Source organism: Autumnicola musiva (assembly GCF_031846585.1).
Taxonomy (GTDB): domain Bacteria; phylum Bacteroidota; class Bacteroidia; order Flavobacteriales; family Flavobacteriaceae; genus Autumnicola; species Autumnicola musiva.
The window spans coordinates 237,005-256,530 of the sequence record NZ_JAVRHK010000001.1 but is presented as its reverse complement, the minus strand read 5'-3'; the positions used below and the strand labels follow the sequence as shown (position 1 = coordinate 256,530).

At 39.0% G+C, this 19,526-nt stretch carries 15 protein-coding genes; 6 read left to right on the top strand and 9 right to left on the bottom strand.

Annotation, left to right across the window (positions count from 1 at the left end; genetic code table 11):
• The first annotated feature begins 199 nt into the window (after positions 1–199).
• A complete protein-coding gene (locus tag RM539_RS01095; protein WP_311501622.1) occupies positions 200–1,174 on the top strand; it encodes an NAD-dependent epimerase/dehydratase family protein in 975 nt (324 codons plus the stop codon).
• An 84-nt stretch (positions 1,175–1,258) separates the two neighbouring features.
• Here RM539_RS01095 and RM539_RS01090 read toward each other — a convergent pair whose 3' ends face one another.
• The 4 genes from RM539_RS01090 to aspS all read right to left on the bottom strand — a co-directional run bounded on the left by RM539_RS01090 (position 1,259) and on the right by aspS (position 5,396).
• Positions 1,259–1,453: a cold-shock protein gene (locus RM539_RS01090; RefSeq protein ID WP_311501620.1), complete on the bottom strand. Its 195-nt coding sequence runs from the start codon at positions 1,451–1,453 to the stop codon at positions 1,259–1,261.
• Between the two features lie 103 nt (positions 1,454–1,556).
• Positions 1,557–1,814, bottom strand: coding sequence for a hypothetical protein (locus RM539_RS01085; protein ID WP_311501618.1), 258 nt, complete (start codon positions 1,812–1,814; stop codon positions 1,557–1,559).
• Complete coding sequence (locus RM539_RS01080) at positions 1,798–3,588, bottom strand: chloride channel protein (RefSeq protein ID WP_311501617.1); 1,791 nt, start codon at positions 3,586–3,588, stop codon at positions 1,798–1,800. Before RM539_RS01080 ends, RM539_RS01085 begins: the two co-directional genes overlap by 17 nt.
• Before the next feature lie 59 nt (positions 3,589–3,647).
• Positions 3,648–5,396 (bottom strand): aspartate--tRNA ligase, encoded by a 1,749-nt coding sequence (gene aspS, locus RM539_RS01075; RefSeq protein WP_311501616.1) that lies wholly within the window; start codon positions 5,394–5,396, stop codon positions 3,648–3,650.
• Between the two features lie 229 nt (positions 5,397–5,625).
• Here aspS and RM539_RS01070 point away from each other — a divergent pair, with 229 nt between their 5' ends.
• Positions 5,626–5,982, top strand: a complete 357-nt coding sequence (locus RM539_RS01070) for a toxin-antitoxin system YwqK family antitoxin (protein ID WP_311501615.1) — start codon at positions 5,626–5,628, stop codon at positions 5,980–5,982.
• Positions 5,983–6,050: 68 nt separating this feature from the next.
• Here the strand turns inward: RM539_RS01070 and RM539_RS01065 are convergent, their stop codons facing one another.
• The 4 genes from RM539_RS01065 to RM539_RS01050 are packed head-to-tail and all read right to left on the bottom strand — an operon-like array spanning position 6,051 to position 12,682.
• Entirely contained in the window at positions 6,051–9,524 is a 3,474-nt protein-coding gene (locus tag RM539_RS01065) for an efflux RND transporter permease subunit (RefSeq protein ID WP_311501614.1), read from the bottom strand.
• Between the two features lie 6 nt (positions 9,525–9,530).
• Positions 9,531–10,724 (bottom strand): efflux RND transporter periplasmic adaptor subunit, encoded by a 1,194-nt coding sequence (locus RM539_RS01060; RefSeq protein ID WP_311501613.1) that lies wholly within the window; start codon positions 10,722–10,724, stop codon positions 9,531–9,533.
• Entirely contained in the window at positions 10,714–12,087 is a 1,374-nt protein-coding gene (locus RM539_RS01055) for a TolC family protein (protein ID WP_311501612.1), read from the bottom strand. Before RM539_RS01055 ends, RM539_RS01060 begins: the two co-directional genes overlap by 11 nt.
• The gene (locus tag RM539_RS01050; protein WP_311501611.1) at positions 12,074–12,682 is read right to left on the bottom strand and encodes a TetR/AcrR family transcriptional regulator; all 609 of its coding nucleotides are present in this window, start codon (positions 12,680–12,682) and stop codon (positions 12,074–12,076) included. Before RM539_RS01050 ends, RM539_RS01055 begins: the two co-directional genes overlap by 14 nt.
• Before the next feature lie 136 nt (positions 12,683–12,818).
• Between RM539_RS01050 and RM539_RS01045 the strand changes: the two genes are divergently transcribed.
• The 3 genes from RM539_RS01045 (at position 12,819) to odhB (ending at position 18,082) form a co-directional block, all read left to right on the top strand.
• Entirely contained in the window at positions 12,819–13,793 is a 975-nt protein-coding gene (locus RM539_RS01045) for a polyprenyl synthetase family protein (RefSeq protein ID WP_311501610.1), read from the top strand.
• 184 nt (positions 13,794–13,977) lie between these two features.
• Positions 13,978–16,752, top strand: a complete 2,775-nt coding sequence (locus RM539_RS01040; RefSeq protein ID WP_311501609.1) for a 2-oxoglutarate dehydrogenase E1 component — start codon at positions 13,978–13,980, stop codon at positions 16,750–16,752.
• Between the two features lie 58 nt (positions 16,753–16,810).
• Positions 16,811–18,082, top strand: coding sequence for a 2-oxoglutarate dehydrogenase complex dihydrolipoyllysine-residue succinyltransferase (gene odhB, locus RM539_RS01035; RefSeq protein ID WP_311501608.1), 1,272 nt, complete (start codon positions 16,811–16,813; stop codon positions 18,080–18,082).
• 164 nt (positions 18,083–18,246) lie between these two features.
• On the opposite strand, the gene RM539_RS01030 is transcribed toward odhB, so the two are convergent.
• Positions 18,247–18,684, bottom strand: coding sequence for an aspartyl protease family protein (locus tag RM539_RS01030; RefSeq protein WP_311501607.1), 438 nt, complete (start codon positions 18,682–18,684; stop codon positions 18,247–18,249).
• Positions 18,685–18,735: 51 nt separating this feature from the next.
• On the opposite strand from RM539_RS01030, the gene RM539_RS01025 reads away from it, so the two are divergent.
• Entirely contained in the window at positions 18,736–19,503 is a 768-nt protein-coding gene (locus tag RM539_RS01025) for a TatD family hydrolase (protein WP_311501606.1), read from the top strand.
• Positions 19,504–19,526 lie beyond the last annotated feature (23 nt).

Genomic DNA, 19,526 nt, shown 5'->3' with positions numbered 1-19,526 from the left:
CGGATAAATCTTGAAAAGATTTAAATTGTAAATATAAATTTACTGCAAATCTGCAGGAAATAAAATCTCTGAACCGGGGATTTTTATAATCTTCCTGTTCTCCGTCTTTTTAAAAGATATTCAAAAATAAGATACTTTTAAGGCTTCTCCTTGGAGAAAGCCTTGTAAAATTAAATATCTTTGCGGAAAATTTAATATTATGGCTGGGAAAATTCTCATTATAGGTGCGAGCGGTCAAATTGGAACCGAGCTAAGCTTGAAATTAAGGGAGATTCATGGTAAGGATAATGTAATTGCAAGTGATATAAGGGAAGGAAATGAAGAACTTATGAAATCCGGCCCTTTTGAAGTGGCCAATGCGATGGATGGAGAACTTATTGCCGGTCTGGTGGAGAAGCATAACATTAGCGAAGTTTACCTGATGGCTGCGATGCTTAGTGCTACTGCTGAAAAATCACCGATGAAAGCCTGGTCGCTAAATATGGATTCCCTTTTTCATGTTTTGAACCTTGCCAGGGATAAAAAAATAAAAAAGATTTTCTGGCCTTCCAGTATTGCTGTTTTTGGCCCGAGCACACCCAAAAAATACACTCCGCAAACCACCGTAATGGAGCCAACAACCGTATACGGAATTAGTAAGCAAACCGGCGAACGCTGGTGTGAATATTTTCACCGTATTTATGGGGTTGATGTAAGGAGCTTGCGTTATCCGGGGATAATAAGTTATAAAACCATGCCCGGAGGTGGGACTACAGATTATGCGGTGGAAATTTTTCATGAAGCTATTAGAAGCGGTTCCTATACTTCTTTTTTAAGTGAAGATACTTCCCTACCCATGATGTTTATGGAAGATGCCATTAAGGCAACTATAGATATTATGGATGCTCCCGCAGAAAATATCAGAATAAGGTCTTCTTACAATCTTTCTGCTATGAGTTTTACTCCTAAAATTCTTGCGGAAGAAATTAGAAAGAAACTGCCCGAATTCCGTATAAATTATGAACCTGATTTCAGGCAGAAAATTGCTGATTCCTGGCCTTCAAGCATAGATGATTCTGAAGCAAGAAAAGACTGGGGATGGGAGCATAAATTTAATCTGGCCAGCCTTACAGAAGAAATGTTGAAAGGAGTGGAAGCACGGTTGCAGAAAACCGGTTCGGCAGACCCAAGCTGAATTTCGCCTGATTTATTTCAAAAATAAGGAATGAAAAAAGCCGCTGAAAAGCGGCTTTTGAAGATTAAAATAGAAAAACTTATATTATTCTATAACGCGCACCTGGCTTGCGTTTACTCCTTTTCTTCCTTCAACCTCAACATACTCAACTTTGTCACCCTCATTAAGAGTTTCGCCGTCAAGTCCTGTTATGTGAACAAAGATGTCTCTTCCGGTTTCGTCGTTGGTAATGAATCCATAACCTTTAGACTCATTGAAAAATTTTACTGTACCTTCCATTATAAAAAAATAAATAATTATTAAAGTACAAACTTAGTATAATATATTTGACATGAATGTACATTTCAGATTTTATTTTTAAAAAATTCTCAAAACCAGTTTTTTAGTCCTTATTTCTTTCCTGCATTTTCTTAATATTTTTATCAGAAAGGGTATAATCTTCCAGTCGTTTTCCTTTCCATCGCACGTAAAGAAAGATTGGCATTAGTACAAAAGCACTGGCCAAAACGGCAATTCCAATAAACCGGTCTCCTAAAGGAATATTATTGTTCATTCTAAAATAGAATCCTACTCCAATTGCTATTAAAATAGCAATACCCAAAATTTTCATTACAATATTCATATCAAACGGTTGCTTCAATTAATTTTTTACGGTAAGCAGTAAGTAGTTTAGATTTGGAAATGAATCCCTGATACACATCATCTTTTACCACAGGAAGGTTCCAGGCATTACTATCCTGGAATTTACGCATAATTTCCTTCATTCTGTCATTACGGATATCTATTATCTCCGGTGCCCTTTGCATTATCTCGCTTACTGTCACTTCATCATACAATTTCTGGTCAAACATAATAGGACGAATATCGTCCAGAAGAATAATCCCTAATAATGTGCCATTTTCATCCACCACGGGAAAAATATTACGGGAAGACCTAACTACTCCTTCTTTAATCACTTCCCCTAAAGTCATTTCCGGGCGCAGGGAAATAAAATTTCTCTCAATAAGCCTGTTAATGTTCATAAGGGTTAAAACCATTTGGTCCTTATTGTGGGTAAGCAATTCACCTTTTGCCGCAAGTTCCATGGTATATACAGAATGGGGCTGAAACTGAGAAGTAATTATAAAAGAGATTGCCGCAGTTATCATTAGCGGAACAAAAAGTTCATATCCATGTGTAAGTTCTGCAATAAGGAATATAGCGGTAAGTGGTGCATGTAGAACCCCGGCCATTAATCCTGCCATACCCACAAGTGTAAAATTACTTACTGAAATTGGGTTTTTAAGAATGTTAAGGTGGTTTAAAACCAGTGCAAAACAATGCCCCATGGCGCTACCCATAAATAATACAGGTGCAAAAATCCCTCCAACCCCGCCTGCTGCAAAGGTTAAGGAAGAAGCAATTATCTTGAAAACCACAAGCCCAATAAGCAGGATAATGACCACCCAGAAATTCTCCAGATAAGCATTAAAGAAATTGGCTCCCAAAGCTTCCAGATAGTTTTCCTGTAATAAATTATTAATAACGCTGTAACCTTCCCCGTAGAGCGGCGGAATGAAATATATTAGAATCCCCAGCCCGGCACCGCAAAGCAGAAGCCTTAACAGGGGAGATTTTACTTTGCCGAAAATGTTATGGATGCTGAAATATATCTTGGTAAAATAGATAGAAACCAAAGATGCTAATATGCCTAAAAGTATATAATATGGCACTTCGGATATAATAAATTTATCCTGAAGTTCAAATGGCAGGATGAGTTGACTTCCGAAGAAGAAGTATGAAGTTAAAATAGCCGAGACCGAAGCTATAAGCAGCGGTAGGAGAGAAGCCAAAGTAAGATCCAGACTAAATACTTCTATGGCAAAAATAATTGCGGCAATAGGTGCTTTGAAAATAGAAGACATAGCTCCTGCAGCGGCACAACCAATTAGCAAAGTCCTGGAAGCCTGGTTAAGCAAAAACATCCTGGAAATATTAGAGCCCAAAGATGCCCCTGTGGCCACTGTAGGACCCTCCAGCCCAACTGACCCTCCAAAACCCACAGTTATGGGTGCGGTAATAAGCGATGCATACATTTGAAACCTGGTCATTATCCCTTTCTTTTGGGAAATAGCATGCAATGTAGTTGGAATACCATGCCCCACATTCTTTCTGAATACAAAACGGATAATTACTATTGTGAGAGCCAGGCCAATCATGGGGAATATAAAATAGAAAGCATCATGATAGTTGGCTATAAATTCCCCTTCAAGAAGTGTTTGTATAAAATGAGTAAGGTTCTTAATGGCCACTGCGCCCAATCCGGCTACAAAGCCAATAATGGCACTAAGTAGCATAAGAAACTGCTGATGTGTAAGATGCTTCGTTTTCCAGTTAAGGAACCTATGCAAAAGAGACTTACTGAATTTTGACATTCAAAAAGTATTTAAATTGTTGAAGCAAAAAAATCCTGCCTCAGGGCAGGATGTATATATTATAATTTAACCTGAAGATGTAGTTCTTTTAATTGCTCTTCATCAATTTTAGCAGGAGCGTCTATCATCACGTCCCGGCCCGCATTATTTTTTGGAAAGGCAATGAAATCGCGTATGGTTTCCTGCCCACCAAGAATTGCCACCAGGCGATCAAAACCAAAAGCAATGCCACCGTGGGGCGGGGCTCCATATTGAAAAGCATCCATTAAAAAGCCAAATTGCTCCTTAGCCTCTTCTTCAGAAAAACCTAAATAATGAAACATTTTAGATTGCGTTTTCTTATCGTGTATCCTTATAGAACCACCGCCAATTTCATTGCCATTTAGTACAAGATCATAGGCGTTGGCCCTCACTTCGCCCGGATTGTTTTCCAGCAGCGGAATATCTTCTGTTTTAGGGGAAGTAAAAGGATGGTGCATGGCGTGGTATCGGTTAGTTTCTTCATCCCACTCCAAAAGCGGAAAATCCACTACCCAAAGTGGTGCAAACTCATCAGGCTTTCTAAGTCCCAGCTCATTGCCAAGAAACATTCTTAAAGCACTCAGTTGTGTTCTTGTTTTTGCAGTATCTCCGGCCATAATAAGAATAAGATCACCGGGATTGGCAGCTGTTTTCTCAGCCCAGGCTTTTAGGTTATCTTCGGAATAAAACTTATCTACGGAAGATTTAAAGCTTCCGTCTTCATTATATTTTACCCAAACAAGGCCGTTGGCACCAATTTGCGGACGTTTAACCCAGGAGATTAAATTGTCTATTTCCTTCCTGGTATAGGATGCAGCCCCGGGCACAGCGATTCCCACTACAAGTTCCTGTTGGTCAAAAACATTGAAGCCTTTATTTTTCGCAACTTCGTTCAGATTGGCAAATTCCATCCCAAACCTTATATCAGGCTTGTCGTTACCATATTTTTCCATGGCTTCGGCATAGGTCATCCTTGGAAAATCCTCAATTTCAACTCCGTTTATTTCTTTAATAAGGTGGCGGGTAAGGCCTTCAAAAATTTTCAAAATGTCTTCCTGCTCTACAAAAGCCATTTCACAATCTATCTGGGTAAATTCCGGCTGGCGGTCTGCACGCAAATCTTCATCCCGGAAACACTTTACAATCTGGAAATATTTATCCATACCACCAACCATAAGCAATTGCTTAAAAGTTTGCGGAGATTGCGGAAGGGCGTAAAACTGGCCTTCATTCATCCTGCTGGGCACCACAAAATCACGGGCACCTTCCGGAGTTGACTTTATAAGGTAAGGTGTTTCCACTTCAATAAAACCGGCGCCGGAAAGATAATTTCTAACCTGCATACCCACCTTGTGCCTGAAAATAAGCTTATTTTTTACAGGATTCCTGCGGATGTCCAGGTAACGGTATTTCATCCTTAAATCCTCACCTCCGTCTGTATCTTCTTCGATAGTAAAAGGAGGCGTTAGGGAAGTGTTCAGAATTGTTAATTCTGAAACCATTACCTCAATATCACCGGTAGGGATATTTGGATTCCTGGATTCTCTTTCAATTACTTCACCTATTATCCGGATAACAAATTCACGCCCCAGTTTTTCAGCTTTCTCCATGAGCTCTTTTGAAGAACGTTCTTCATCAAAAATAAGCTGGGTAATTCCATATCGGTCCCTTAGGTCTACCCAAATCATAAAGCCTTTATTCCTTATTTTCTGGACCCATCCGGAGAGCTGTACTTGCTCTCCCTTATTTGCCATATTCAATTCCCCACAGGTATGACTTCTGTACATATTTTCCTAAGATTTAAAAGTGGGGCAAAAGTAGTAAGTTCTTAGGGTTTTAGATAATATATGATGTATAAAAAAATCTGTTATTTAGCCATAGTAAAATTTTTTAAAATACTCTAATATACTAGTATTCATGTTTATATGATTCTAATGTTAAGCTAATGTTATGTAATTATTGCTTAATTGTAAATAATAACATATATTTGTAAAGCAATCATTAACAAGTGTGAAGATGAAGAAGTTAAAATATTTGTTTATAGGTGCTGCTTTAGTATTTACAGGAGCAGTTTCAGCACAGGAAAAACCTGCATTTGAGAAACAGGGAGATTTAATTAAAGGAACGTTTTATTATGAAGATGGAAGTGTTAGACAGGAAGGTACGTACAAGGAAGGGGAACTCCACGGGGAGTGGATTTCTTACAATAAAGAAGGTGAAAAGACAGCAGTCGCCCAATACAACATGGGCGGGAAAACTGGCAAGTGGTTTTTTTGGACTGAAGACAGATTAACAGAAGTTGATTATAAAAACAACCGGATAGCTTCAGTAAATAACTGGAAGAACGATGAAAATGCGGTAACTATTAATTAATAACTGCTATAAAAAATGAAAACCCGAAGTTAATAATGCTTCGGGTTTTTTTATTGGTAACAGGTAATTTAAGCAGCAGCCTGTTTCCTCTCTCTTCTTGCCAGGCGTTTATCCCTGGTTTTTACCTTAGCCCTGTTTACCAGGTAAAACATTACTGGTACTATAATTAGCGTTAGGAAAGTAGCGAAGACCAACCCGAAGATAACCGTCCAGGCTAAAGGCCCCCAGAAGATTACATTATCTCCACCAATATAAATTGCCGGATTGTAATCTATAAACAATCCAAAGAAGTCAATATTTAATCCTACGGCAAGCGGAATAAGCCCCAGTACTGTAGTGATTGCTGTTAATAACACCGGCCGTAGCCTGGATTTACCACCTCTTACAATGCAGTCAAAATATTCGGCACGGGTAAGCAACTCATCATCTTCATACCCAAGCTCGGCCTTTTTCCGGTCAATCAGGATTTGGGTGTAATCTATAAGCACAATGGCATTGTTCACCACAATTCCCGCCAGGGAAATTATGCCCATCATCGTCATAATAATGATAAAGTCCATTTGGAAAGTAATTAGCCCAAGGAAAACCCCAACTAAACTCAAAACCACAGCCATTACAATAATAACCGGTTTGGAAACCGAGTTAAACTGGGCTACCAGTATTAGCAGAATTCCGCCTATTGCAATAAGCAGGGCCTTTACCAGAAAGCTCATATTTTCAGCTTGCTTTTCCTGCTCTCCGGTGAATTCAAAAGTCATTTCCTCCGGTAGCTCGTAGTTGTTTAGTTCTGTTTTTAGCTGTTCAACAATTTCATTGCCGTTATAACCTTCCAGAACATTGGAATAAATTGTTATTACGCGCTTAAGATCTTTTCGTTTGATTGAGCTGAAAGATGAAGCCACCTCAGTCTCAACAAGGGATGAAATTGGTACCTGTACCACCTCGCCCGTATTCTGATCTTTAAATGTAATTGGCTGATTAAAAAGCACATTTTCATCATACCTGTACTCATCAGCAAAACGAACATTCACTTCATAGTCATCATCACCTTCTTTGTATGTAGAAACTTCCTCCCCGTAAATAGCCCTTCTCAGGGTTTGGCCCACACTAGAAGTGGAAACTCCTAATTGTCCTGCCTTTTGCCTGTCCACACGAACGTCCAGTTCGGGTTTAGACTTATTTACGTCTATTTTCAATTCTTCTATTCCCGCTATACTTAAATTTTGAATATAAGACCTGAGGTTTTCTGCTTCCGCAAGCATGTTCTCGTAATTTTCGCCTTTTAATTCAATATTAATAGGATAACCTGAAGGTGGGCCTGCAGCATCTTTTTCCACAATAATAGATGCGCCGGGGAAACCCTGCACGGCATCGCGAACTTCTGAAAGCACCTTGCTACTCTCTACCCCGCGGCGTTCTTTAAACTCCCGCATTACCAGGGTTACCTTACCTTTATGTGGCATGGAATTTTGCTGTCCTCCATCGGTTTGAGGGTTTCCTGCGCCTTCACCTACCTGGGAAATCATGGATTCCACCATGAAGTTATACCCGTTCTCATCTTCATACTGCTGGGCAACATCAAAAATGCGCTGCTCTACCCGTTTAGTGAGCTCATTAGTTTTTTGAATATCGGTACCTTCAGGATATTCAATATAGGTAATGATTTGTTTAGGTTCATTTTCCGGGAAGAACAAAACTTCAGGTTGTACAAGCCCAATTAATACGAAAGAGGCTACCAGAAGTAGTAATGTTCCAAAGAAAAATCCATAAGCTTTTTTTCCTCTAAGGGCATATTTAAGAGCCCTCTCATAATTATTTTCAAGTTTTTTAAGAGCCTTAAACTGGAAATATTCTACTGCTTTTGCCAATACATATTTATATAACCATAGTAACAACACGGCCAGAATGGCTAAATTACCAATGGCCCTTAATGCTCCTATATCAATTATAAATCCTGTAATTAAAAAGATTACTCCCAAACCACCAAGAATCACGCTTATACGTATAAGCCTCTTTTTTGAAATTTCTTCTTCCTCAGTTTCCATGAATTGCGAGGTTAACATGGAATTAATGATAAGAGCCACAAATAATGAAGAACCTAATACGATAGAAAGAGTAATTGGGAAAATCATCATAAATTTTCCAATAGTCCCCGGCCATAGGCCCAATGGGAAAAACGCCATAAGAGTAGTGGCTGTAGAGGCTATAATTGGCCACGCGATTTCTCCAAGTCCCTGTTTGGCAGCTTTAATCCTGGGCATTCCTTCAGCCATAAGGCTATAAACATTTTCCACCACAACAATTCCGTTGTCTACCAGCATCCCGAGGCCCATTACCAATGCAAACAATACCATTGTGTTAAGGGTGTAGCCAAGACTGGACAGCACAATGTATGATAGGAACATGGAAAGCGGAATGGCAAGGCCAACAAAAAGAGCATTTCGGAAACCAAGAAAAAACATAAGCACCAAAACTACCAGGATCACCCCAAATATTATATTATTTACCAGATCATCCACCTGGTTTCGGGTATCGGTGGAAAGGTCATTGGTAAGGCTTATATCCAGGCCTTGCGGTAAATATTCTTCTTCCTCCCTTTCTACAATTTGCTTAATCTGGTCTACAGCTTCAATCATGTTTTTGCCGCTGCGTTTTTTAACATCCAGCATCACTACGGGATTTCCATACTCTCTTGCAAAAGTGGTGGGATCTTTTTCATGGAAGCGCACAGTGGCAATATCCCTAAGGAAGATATTTCCGCCCTGGCGTTTTACCACAACATCTTCAAGTTCTGAAGGTTCTTCAATTTCTCCAATTATCCTGATGTTTTTCTGGACACCGCTGGTAACTACGTTCCCACCAGAAATGGTACGATTTTCAGTACTTACTGCATTTATAATATCGCTGAAGCTTACCTGCGAAGCCGTCATTTTATAGATATCAACGGCAATTTCCACCTCCATATCTTCGGCACCCCGAATACTGGCTTCTTTTATTTGTGGCAGAAGTTCAATTTTCTCCTGAAGATATTCTGCATATTCCTTCAGCTGTTGTACAGGGTAGTCTCCTGTAAGGTTTATATTCAGGATGGGCTGGGCTTCTGAAAAGTTTAGATCAAAAACATTTGGCTCTACCTTTGCCCCATTATCCAGTGTAGGCCATGTAGTTTCTGATTTTACTATATCTACTTTGTCCTTAACCCTTTGCTTGGCTTCCTGTACATCTACATCATCTTCAAATTCTACAATAACAAGAGAGTAATCCTGAAGGGTGGTTGAGGTAATTTCCTTAATACCTCCCACATCACTGAATTCTTCTTCCAGGGGTTCAGTGATAAACTTTTCAACATCTTCTGCTGAATTCCCCGGGTTGATTGAACTCACGTAAATTTTTGTTTCCACAATTTCGGGGAAGGATTCACGCGGCATATTATAATAAGACATCAATCCGCCAATCATGATAATAGCGATGATAACATACACCGTCATTTTATTATCAATGGCCCACGAAGAGAGTTTAAATTCCTTATCTATCTTTTTCATTATCTTTTAATTTCTGAATGTTACCTCCTGCCCGTCACGCAGATTTTTGGAGCCTTCCACTATAAGTGTCTGCCCGGCCTGCAATCCGCTTGTTATTTCAATAGAATCGTTGGAAACATAACCTGTTTTCACAATTACTTTTTTGGCGGTTCCGGTATTGTTTTGCTCATTTTTGTTTTCCAGAACATAAACCAGGCTTTCACCCATAGCATTTTTCTGAACGGTATTTTCAGGAACAATTATCGCATCTTCAGCGGTATAATCATTAAGTTGCAAAGTGGCAATCTGGTTAGGTTTTATAAGTCCTTCTTCATTGGGAACTGAAACTTTTACCTGAAATGTCCTGTTGCTGGGATTAATGGTATTGCTTACCTGGCTAACCTTGCCGTCAAATTCCCGCGAAGCAATTTGTACTTTTACATCTGTTCCCTGTTGGATTTGCCCTAAATAGGATTCAGGAATATCTGCTTCCACATACATATTGTTAAGATTTACCAACCTGAAGAGCTGTGTTTGGCCTGTGTTTACCACTTCCCCCTGTTCAGTCATAACCTCATCAATAATCCCGCTGAAAGGTGCCTTAATTACTGTTTTGGCTAATTGGGATTTTAGCCGGTTAACAGAATTCTGCATAGACTCATAATTTGTTTGTGCTTCCAAAAACTGCATTTCGGAACCTATATTCTGGTTCCACAGCCTCTTTTGACGCTCAAAAGTGGTCTTTGCCAGTGTAGACTGCGCCTCTAGTTGAGCCAGCTCACTGGAAAGCCCCCCGTCATCTATTGTGGCCAGCACCTCTCCTTTGGTCACCCGTTCTCCCTCTTTTACGCGCACATCATTTAAAATCCCTGAAAACTCCGGATAAATTACAATGTTTTGATCTGTTGCCACATCTCCCTGTACCTGGGCGTAATGTTTAAAAACAGTATCGTTTATGGGTTCTACAGTTACCAGGTTGAGTCGTTTACTTTTATCCAATCGATTAATAGCTTCGTCCAGCTGGTCTATTTTAGCGGTTAATTCGCTTTGTTGCTTACTCAGTTGAGCTTTCGTCTGGCGAATTTCTTCCAGATTATCAGATTTTATAACATTGTCTATAGATTGGGTATCACTTTTTCCGCAGGCAAAAAGCATGGCTACCGCGCTAAATAAAACAGCTGTTTTTTTCATTGGTGCAATAATCTTATTTTTAGTCTTCATTGTTGTAGGTTGTGGTGTCTAACAAATTTTCCAATTCTACTTTTGCAGTAATTACATCAAGCATGGACTGTAAAAGTTCCTGCTGTGCGGTATATAACTGCCTTTGGGCTTCACTTAATTCGAAACTGCTTGCAAGCCCTTCAAAAAATTTAACCTGATTTTTTTCTTCTATACGTTGAGCTAATTGCAGGTTTCTTTTCTGGTTTTGATAATTTTCTATACTGAAAAGATATTCCGATTTAGCTGAATTGATCTGGTTTTTAACCTCGTTTCGGGTTCTTTCCAAATCTATAAGTGCCTGTTCGTAGGCGATCTGCTTTTGCTGGGTTCTTGAACTTCGCATGCCACTGCTGAAAATGGGAATATTAAGGCTAATGCCCATTACAGATTGATCAAAATATTCCTGGTCATTGTTGAAGAAAGTAAAGTCATCACTAAAGCCCTGAAGCCCGTAGTTCATAAAACCCGTTAAACTGGGTAAAGCTTTAGCCTTCTCGAGCCTTACTTCTATATGAGCAGATTCTGCTGTGTTTTGTGCAATACGGTAATCAATATTTTTTTCAACGGGAATTTCTTTTTCAATTAATTGAAGGTTTACATATTCCCGTGTAAGTTCGTCCAGGTCCTGAGTTAATTCTACATCAACCTCTACAGGAATGCCCAGGGTAAGATTCAGCATTTCATGAGCAATATTTCTCATGCGAATGCTACGGTTTAAATTGTTTTTCAATCCCAGCAGTGTAATTTCAAGTTGCTCCACATCTTCCTGTTCTGCCATTCCATTTTGATAAATCTGACTCGTTTCATCATAATTTTTCTGAACCGTGGTGACATTATTTTCAAGAATATCCACACTTTCCTGGGCAAGAAGAACATTTCCGTATGCATTAATCACTGCTTCCTTTACTTCATGATTTGTTTTGGTTTTGGCGTTTTCAGAAATCTGAAGAAGGGTTTTGGCAGACTGAATTCCCACGATATAAGAACCGTCAAAAATCAGCTGGTTCCAGGTGGCAGTGCCATTAAGACTTTGCTGAGTTCCAAAAGTCACGGGAACAAAAGTGCCTGGTTCTGCACCTGCTATCTCACCGGGGAGCAGTGTTACCGGTTGTTTTATATAGTTTTGATAATCTACATTTCCGCCAATTTGTGGCAGTCCCTGTGAAATAATTTCCCATTTCTGCTTCAGGGCAATCTCAATATCCTTCTGGGCATTGAGTACCGAATAATTGTTTTCGAGTGCCATTGCCACAGCCTCATCGAGACTAAGGCTTAAACTATCGGCCACATTCTCCTGAGCAAAAGAGCAAAGGGGGAAAAGACCTGCAATGAAGGCGAATTTAATTTTATTAAAAATGCTCATGGTTGTTTTTGAATTCTTCTAAAGTTTCTAATCCTTTTGAGGTGCATATTGCGCGTAAATGATAATCCAGGAAATAATCCATTAATTTCTGGTTGCTGTATTCTTCCGGTGGAAAAAGATCGGGATCTTTAACACCCTTTATACCGGCAAAGTGAATTCTCGCAATAAAGGAAATTGGAATTCCAGAGCGGTAATGGCCGGTGGTAATACCCCTTTCAAGATTAGCAATAACACAGTGCAGTATCACATTAAAATATTTTCCCTCAACGCTTTTAGCCACTCTGGGATAATATTTGTTTAGCTGATAATGGGGTGAGGCTTTTTGATCATTAACATAATTCATCCCGTACCTGCGCACTGCATAGAGTTCTTTTATTGGATTTTTTTCCTCTGACTGGATTTTTTTAATGCCTTCCTGCACCACGCTGAATAGGTGGTGAACAGTAGCTTCTACCAGCTTGACTTTGGTAGAAAAATTTGCATAAATGGTCTTTTTTGATATTCCGAGTTTATCGGCAATATCGTCCATGGTCACACTTTTGAATCCATAGGCTAAGAACATTTCACTTGCTGTATTTAGTATCTTTTCTCTCAATGTTCTAAAATTTGGCACAAAAGTACTACTAGGAAACTTTAAATACAAAAAAAGTTTCCTTAGTTTTATTATTTAACATTCTTCCTGAATCCTAAATATTCTCAATTATGGTATTTTAGCGGGAAAATTAATTTTTATGTTATCTATTTCTCAATACAGGGAAGCATTTTCAGAATATTTAGAGGCGAAAATTAAGGTCAGGGAGCCAGAGAATTTATATGAACCAATGGTCTATATTTTATCGCAGGGCGGAAAACGCCTGCGGCCGGTTTTGGTGCTTATGGCTGCTGAAATTTTTAATTCCGATTACCGAAAAGCACTGGATGCAGCACTTGCTATAGAGATGTTTCATAATTTTTCTCTTGTTCATGATGATATAATGGACGATGCTCCTATAAGAAGAGGGAAAGAAACCGTGCATGAGAAATGGGATATTAATACTGGAATACTCTCTGGTGATGCTATGTTAATAAATGCCTACCAGCTTTTTGAAAACTATGAAGGGGAAATTTTCAAGGAGCTCGCCCAGTTATTCACAAAAACCGCCATTCAGGTTTGTGAAGGTCAGCAGTATGATATAGATTTTGAGACGCGGGATGATGTAAGTATTGAAGATTATCTAAGAATGATTGAATATAAAACAGCTGTGCTTGTGGGGGCATCGCTGCAAATGGGAGCTATAGTTGCCGGGGAAAATAAAGAATGCAAAGAAGCGGTATATCAATATGGGCGGCTACTGGGAATAGCATTTCAATTGCAGGATGATTATCTGGACGCTTTTGGTGATCCTGAAACTTTTGGAAAACAACCGGGAGGTGATATTATTGAAAATAAGAAAACCTTTCTTTATCTAAAAGCGCTGGAAACTTCAGTAAAAGGAGAGGCAAACCAGCTTGCCCATCTATATTCCATCAATCCCGGTGAACATTCAGAAAAAGTAGAAGCTGTAAAGAATATTTTTGAATCCAGTGGAGCGGCCGGGCTTACCCGGCGTGAAATAGAAAAGTATACACATAAGGCTTTTGAAATTCTGGAGAAAATAAATATTTCCCCAAGTAAAAAAGAACCGCTTAAGAAATTTGGTCAGAGTTTAATGGAGCGGCAGGTGTAATTTAATTAGCAGAAATCTTCTTTTGAAAATTCATTAAAACATAATCCTGATAATTTTTTCTCCTGCTTTCATGTTAAATTTCTTATAATGCATAGGATAAATATATTATATGCGGCAGGGTATTTTTTGTAAAAATTGTACTTTTGCTATGTTTTACACTTAAAAGAAACATTAGTTTCACATTATGGATAGATTCTCATTTTTAAATGCCGCACATACAGCTTATTTTGCAGAACTTTATGATCAGTACTTGCAATATCCCGATAGTGTAGAGCCCAGTTGGAGGGCTTTTTTTCAGGGTTTTGATTTTGGATTACAGCAGGATGGTATTGCCCAGGAAGTTCTTGACGATGCACCCGCGACTTTTCAGGAAGGTGAAGTTCCTGAAAATGTAATAAAAGAGTTTCAGGTTATTAGGTTGATTGATGGATATCGTACCAGAGGGCATTTGTTTACTAAAACAAATCCTGTAAGGGAAAGGCGACAATACACTCCTAATTTAGATATAGAAAACTTTGGTCTTTCAAAGGAAGATCTAAGCACCACTTTTAATGCAGGTGAAGTTTTAGGTATTGGTCCTAAAACGCTTCAGGAGATTATTAATCACCTTGAAAATGTTTACTGCGAGTCTATTGGGGTGGAATACATGTTTATACGGAAGCCTGAGGAAATTGAATGGATTCAGAAAAAACTGAATATTAATGAAAACCACCCGAAATTTGAGGTAGGTCAAAAAAAGCAAATTCTAAGAAAACTTAATGAAGCAGTTTCTTTTGAAGGATTTTTACATACTAAGTATGTAGGTCAAAAACGTTTTTCTCTGGAAGGCGGTGAAAGTTTAATTCCTGCTTTGGATGCACTTATCGAAAGGGCCGCGGAATTTGGTATCAAGGATTTTGTAATGGGGATGGCACACAGGGGGCGCCTTAATACATTAACCAATATATTTGGTAAAAGTGCCAAAGATATATTTAGTGAATTTGACGGGAAAGATTATGAACAGGATATTTTTGATGGTGATGTTAAATACCATTTAGGCTGGACTTCCTGCCGTACTACAGACAACGGACAGGATATTAACATTAATATTGCTCCAAATCCTTCTCATCTTGAAACTGTTGGTTCGGTGGTTGAGGGTATTGCCAGGGCGAAAAAAGATCGTCATTATAATGGTGACAGCTCTAAGGTTTTGCCTATTTTAGTACATGGAGATGCAGCAATAGCCGCGCAGGGCGTTGTATATGAAATTGTGCAGATGGCCCAGCTAGAAGGTTATGAGAATGGCGGTACCATTCATATTGTAGTAAATAACCAAATTGGTTTTACCACAAATTATCTGGATGCAAGATCTTCAACTTATTGTACAGATGTGGCTAAAGTCACTCTCTCGCCGGTACTCCATGTGAATGCAGATGATGCTGAAGCCGTGGTGCATTCCATTTTATTTGCACTGGAATTCAGAATGAAATTTCATCGGGATGTTTTTATAGATTTACTTGGTTACAGGAAATACGGGCATAATGAAGGAGATGAACCAAGATTTACGCAGCCCAAATTATATAAAGCTATAGCCAAACATAAAAATGCACGTGATATTTATGCTGAAAAGCTTAAAAAGGACGGAGTTATTGATGATAGTTTCCTGAAGAAGCTGGAAGACGATTATAAAGCCAGCCTTGAAGAAAGCCTTGAAAATTCCCGGAAAGAGGAAAAAACAAGAATCACTCCTTTCATGCAGGATGAATGGAAAGGTTTTGACAATGCCCAGGAAGATAAAATGATGGAGGAGGTAGATACTACCTATAGTTTGGAGAAACTGGATAAAGTTGCCGAAGCAATCTCAAAGCTGCCGGAAGACAAAAAATTCCTTCGTAAAATAGATAAGCTGGTAAAGCTTCGCCATAAAATGTATTTCGAGGATAATAAGCTGGACTGGTCTATGGCTGAACATTTGGCTTACGGCTCTCTAATGACGGAAGGCTATCATGTAAGAATAAGCGGCCAGGATAGCGAGCGCGGAACTTTTTCTCATCGTCATGCAGTTTTAAAGGTTGAAGACAGTGAAGAAGAGATTATCCTTCATAATAACGTACAAGATAGAAACGGTGAATTTTTTATTTACAATTCTCCTCTTTCGGAATATGGAGTGGTGGGATTTGATTATGGTTATGCCATGGCAAGCCCAAAGACACTTACAATTTGGGAAGCTCAGTTCGGTGATTTTGTTAATGGCGCACAAATTTTAATAGATCAGTATATTTCTGCGGCCGAAGACAAATGGAAATTGCAAAATGGCCTGGTAATGTTTCTTCCTCACGGCTATGAAGGTCAGGGGGCAGAGCATTCCTCAGGTAGGATGGAGCGGTTTCTTCAACTTTGTGCTAAAGATAATATGTATGTGGCCGATATTACCACGCCTGCAAATATGTTTCATCTTTTAAGAAGACAGATGAAGGTTGGCTTCAGAAAACCTTTAATTGTATTTACACCAAAAAGCCTGTTAAGGCATTCAAAGGTGATTTCGACTAAAGAAGAATTCGCCAATGGCACTTTTCAGCCAATTATTGATGAAGATAATGCGAGTCCTAAAAAGGTAAAAAGTCTTGTGTTCTGTACAGGAAAATTCTATTATGACCTTCTGGAATATAGAGAAGAAAACGCACGGGATGATGTTGCACTTGTTCGTATTGAGCAATTATTTCCATTGCCGGTTGAGAAGATGAAAGAAGTGATCAAGAAATATAAAAATGCTGATGATTTGGTTTGGGCTCAGGAAGAACCTAGAAACATGGGGGCTTATGGCCATTTATTACTGCATTTTGATGAAGCAAAGAATATGAGGGTTTGTAGTAGAAAATTCTATGGCTCCCCGGCTGCGGGAAGTTCGGTTCGTTTCAAAAAGCGTCACCAGCGTGTGATTGCAGGTGTATTTGATAAATCTTTAGAAGAATCAATTTAAATATTAAGAAGAATAACTTTTCTGTTTAGGCAGAAGACCAAAAATAAAAATTAAGATCATGGCCTTAGAAATGAAAGTTCCTTCTCCAGGGGAATCCATCACTGAAGTGGAAATAGCACAGTGGCTGGTTGAAGATGGAGATTATGTTGAAAAAGATCAGGCAATAGCCGAAGTAGACAGCGATAAAGCTACGCTTGAGCTGCCGGCAGAAGCCAGTGGAATAGTAACATTAAAAGCTGAAGAAGGAGATGCGGTAGCTGTTGGGGAAGTAGTGTGTTTAATTGATACAGACGCACCAAAACCTGGAGGTGGAGATAAAAAAGAAGAATCTGCAGAGGAGGAAGTGGCAGAGGAGGAGGACAAAACTCCTTCCAAAGCCGAAAGTGACAAAGCAGAACCTAAAGCCGAAGAACCTTCCAAATCTTCAACCCCGTCCCAGAAACGGGATACTTATGCCAGTGGAAGTCCTTCTCCTGCGGCCAAAAAAATTCTTGATGAGAAAGGAATCGATTCCAAATCTGTAAGTGGATCAGGAAGAGATGGCAGGGTTACCAAAGAAGATGCCTTACAGGCCAAAGCTTCTATGGGAACTCCGGGAACCGGAAAACGAGGGGAGTCTCGTAAAAAAATGTCCATGCTACGCCGTAAGGTGGCTGAAAGGTTGGTAAGTGCAAAAACAGAGACCGCCATGCTTACCACCTTTAACGAGGTAGACATGTCGCCAATTTTTGCACTTCGTAAAAAATATAAAGAGGAGTTTAAAGATAAGCATGGTGTGAGCCTTGGTTTTATGTCTTTCTTTACTCTTGCGGTAACCAGAGCTCTGGAATTATTCCCTGACGTAAACTCTATGATAGATGGAGATTATAAGGTAAGTTATGACTATAAAGATATTAGTATCGCAGTTTCCGGGCCTAAAGGGCTAATGGTTCCTGTAATAAGAAATGCTGAAAATTTAAGTTTCAGAGGAGTTGAAGACGAGGTAAAGCAGCTGGCTCTAAAAGCCAGAGACGGGAAGATCACGGTAGATGATATGACCGGTGGAACTTTTACAATAACCAATGGTGGAGTTTTTGGTTCAATGTTGTCTACTCCAATTATAAATCCACCGCAAAGTGCCATACTGGGAATGCACAATATCGTCGAGCGACCTGTGGCTATAGATGGCCATGTTGAAATTCGTCCTATCATGTACGTGGCATTATCTTATGACCATCGTATTATAGACGGAAAGGAATCGGTTAGTTTCCTTGTTGCCGTTAAAGAGGCGCTGGAAAATCCTGAAGAATTGTTGATGGATAATGATGTGAAAAGAGCTTTGGAATTATAGAATAAAGCAGGAAGTAATAAAAGAAAAGGCCGCAAATTGCGGCCTTTTCTTTTATTACTTCTAAAATTATTACTTCTAAAATTATTACTTCTAAAATTATTACTTCTAAAATTATTACTTCTAAAATGAACTTCTTCAAGAATATTTACTGCGGTTGGAATTTCCTATCTTAAATAAAGGGCTTTTTTACCGTAATCTATCACTGCTTTTCCTTTTTTAAGCAAGTCGGCACCAATAATTCCGTGTACCTTTTCAGCATCATGATTAATCAATGCTTCATTAACATGCCTTAAATCGAAAAGTACCAGGTCCACCTTTTTCTTTTTCCAGCCTTTAATCTGGATCAGGTTTTTCTGGGCTATTTGCGTGAGCATATTGGTTGCACCGGCTCCTGCTGCTTTTACATCACTATCTTCGGCAATCAGCTCAAAATGTTTTACAGCTTCCATGCCCACACAGGTACTTGATGCGCCGGTGTCCAGAATAAAATTACCCTCTATGTTATTAATTTTGGCAACTATTTCAATATGGTTGGTTTTGGTATATTTAAATTTTACACGCTGATATCCTTTTTCTTCAAGTAATTTTTTTAGAGACGACATTCTTTCTTTTTTCACAAAGATAGGTCTTCAAAATAAATTATTTTTGTGTTTATGATTTTAACAGATACACATACGCATTTATACAGCGAAGCTTTTGATGAAGACAGAAAAGAAGCAATTTCTAAAGCCCTTGATGCAGGTATTAAGCGTTTTTTTATCCCGGCCATAGATTCTGAATATGTACAGGGAATGTATGAACTTGAATCTGCTTATCCTGAACACATATTTTTAATGATGGGCCTGCATCCAACCCATGTGAAGGAAAATTACAGCGAGGAACTGACAAATGTGGAAGAGCAGTTCAAAAAGAGGAAATTTTATGCCGTAGGTGAGATTGGTATAGATTTGTATTGGGATAAAAGTACTTTGGAGATCCAAAGGGAAGCTTTTAAAAGGCAAATTCAGTTGGCGAAAAAGTATAAATTGCCTATTGTAATTCATTGCCGGGAAGCTTTTGATGAGGTTTTTGAGGTGTTGGAAAGTGAAAAAGGAGAAGATCTCTACGGAGTTTTTCACTGCTTTACCGGGACCATAGAGCAGGCCCGAAAGGCACTTTCTTATAATATGAAACTTGGAATAGGTGGGGTGGTAACCTTTAAGAATGGCAAAATTGATAAATTTCTTGGTCAGGTTTCTATTGAAGATGTCGTGCTTGAAACTGATGCGCCTTATCTTGCACCAACTCCCTTCCGCGGAAAGAGAAATGATCCTGTTTATCTTCTGAAAATAGCCGAAAAGCTTGCTGAAATTTATGGTTTAAAGGTTGAAGAAGTAGCTGAAATTACCACTGCCAATTCCAAATCTGTTTTTGGAATATAAAAGCTAATATTTTCATATTTTCT

What these genes read in the sequence shown, in the direction of transcription:
- RM539_RS01095 (WP_311501622.1), top strand. Translation starts at nt 200, where the DNA reads ATGGCTGGGAAAATTCTCATTATAGGTGCGAGCGGTCAAATTGGAACC.
- RM539_RS01090 (WP_311501620.1), bottom strand. Translation starts at nt 1,453, where the DNA reads ATGGAAGGTACAGTAAAATTTTTCAATGAGTCTAAAGGTTATGGATTC.
- RM539_RS01080 (WP_311501617.1), bottom strand. Translation starts at nt 3,588, where the DNA reads ATGTCAAAATTCAGTAAGTCTCTTTTGCATAGGTTCCTTAACTGGAAA.
- aspS (WP_311501616.1), bottom strand. Translation starts at nt 5,396, where the DNA reads ATGTACAGAAGTCATACCTGTGGGGAATTGAATATGGCAAATAAGGGA.
- RM539_RS01070 (WP_311501615.1), top strand. Translation starts at nt 5,626, where the DNA reads ATGAAGAAGTTAAAATATTTGTTTATAGGTGCTGCTTTAGTATTTACA.
- RM539_RS01065 (WP_311501614.1), bottom strand. Translation starts at nt 9,524, where the DNA reads ATGAAAAAGATAGATAAGGAATTTAAACTCTCTTCGTGGGCCATTGAT.
- RM539_RS01060 (WP_311501613.1), bottom strand. Translation starts at nt 10,724, where the DNA reads ATGAAGACTAAAAATAAGATTATTGCACCAATGAAAAAAACAGCTGTT.
- RM539_RS01055 (WP_311501612.1), bottom strand. Translation starts at nt 12,087, where the DNA reads ATGAGCATTTTTAATAAAATTAAATTCGCCTTCATTGCAGGTCTTTTC.
- RM539_RS01045 (WP_311501610.1), top strand. Translation starts at nt 12,819, where the DNA reads ATGTTATCTATTTCTCAATACAGGGAAGCATTTTCAGAATATTTAGAG.
- RM539_RS01040 (WP_311501609.1), top strand. Translation starts at nt 13,978, where the DNA reads ATGGATAGATTCTCATTTTTAAATGCCGCACATACAGCTTATTTTGCA.
- odhB (WP_311501608.1), top strand. Translation starts at nt 16,811, where the DNA reads ATGGCCTTAGAAATGAAAGTTCCTTCTCCAGGGGAATCCATCACTGAA.
- RM539_RS01030 (WP_311501607.1), bottom strand. Translation starts at nt 18,684, where the DNA reads ATGTCGTCTCTAAAAAAATTACTTGAAGAAAAAGGATATCAGCGTGTA.
- RM539_RS01025 (WP_311501606.1), top strand. Translation starts at nt 18,736, where the DNA reads ATGATTTTAACAGATACACATACGCATTTATACAGCGAAGCTTTTGAT.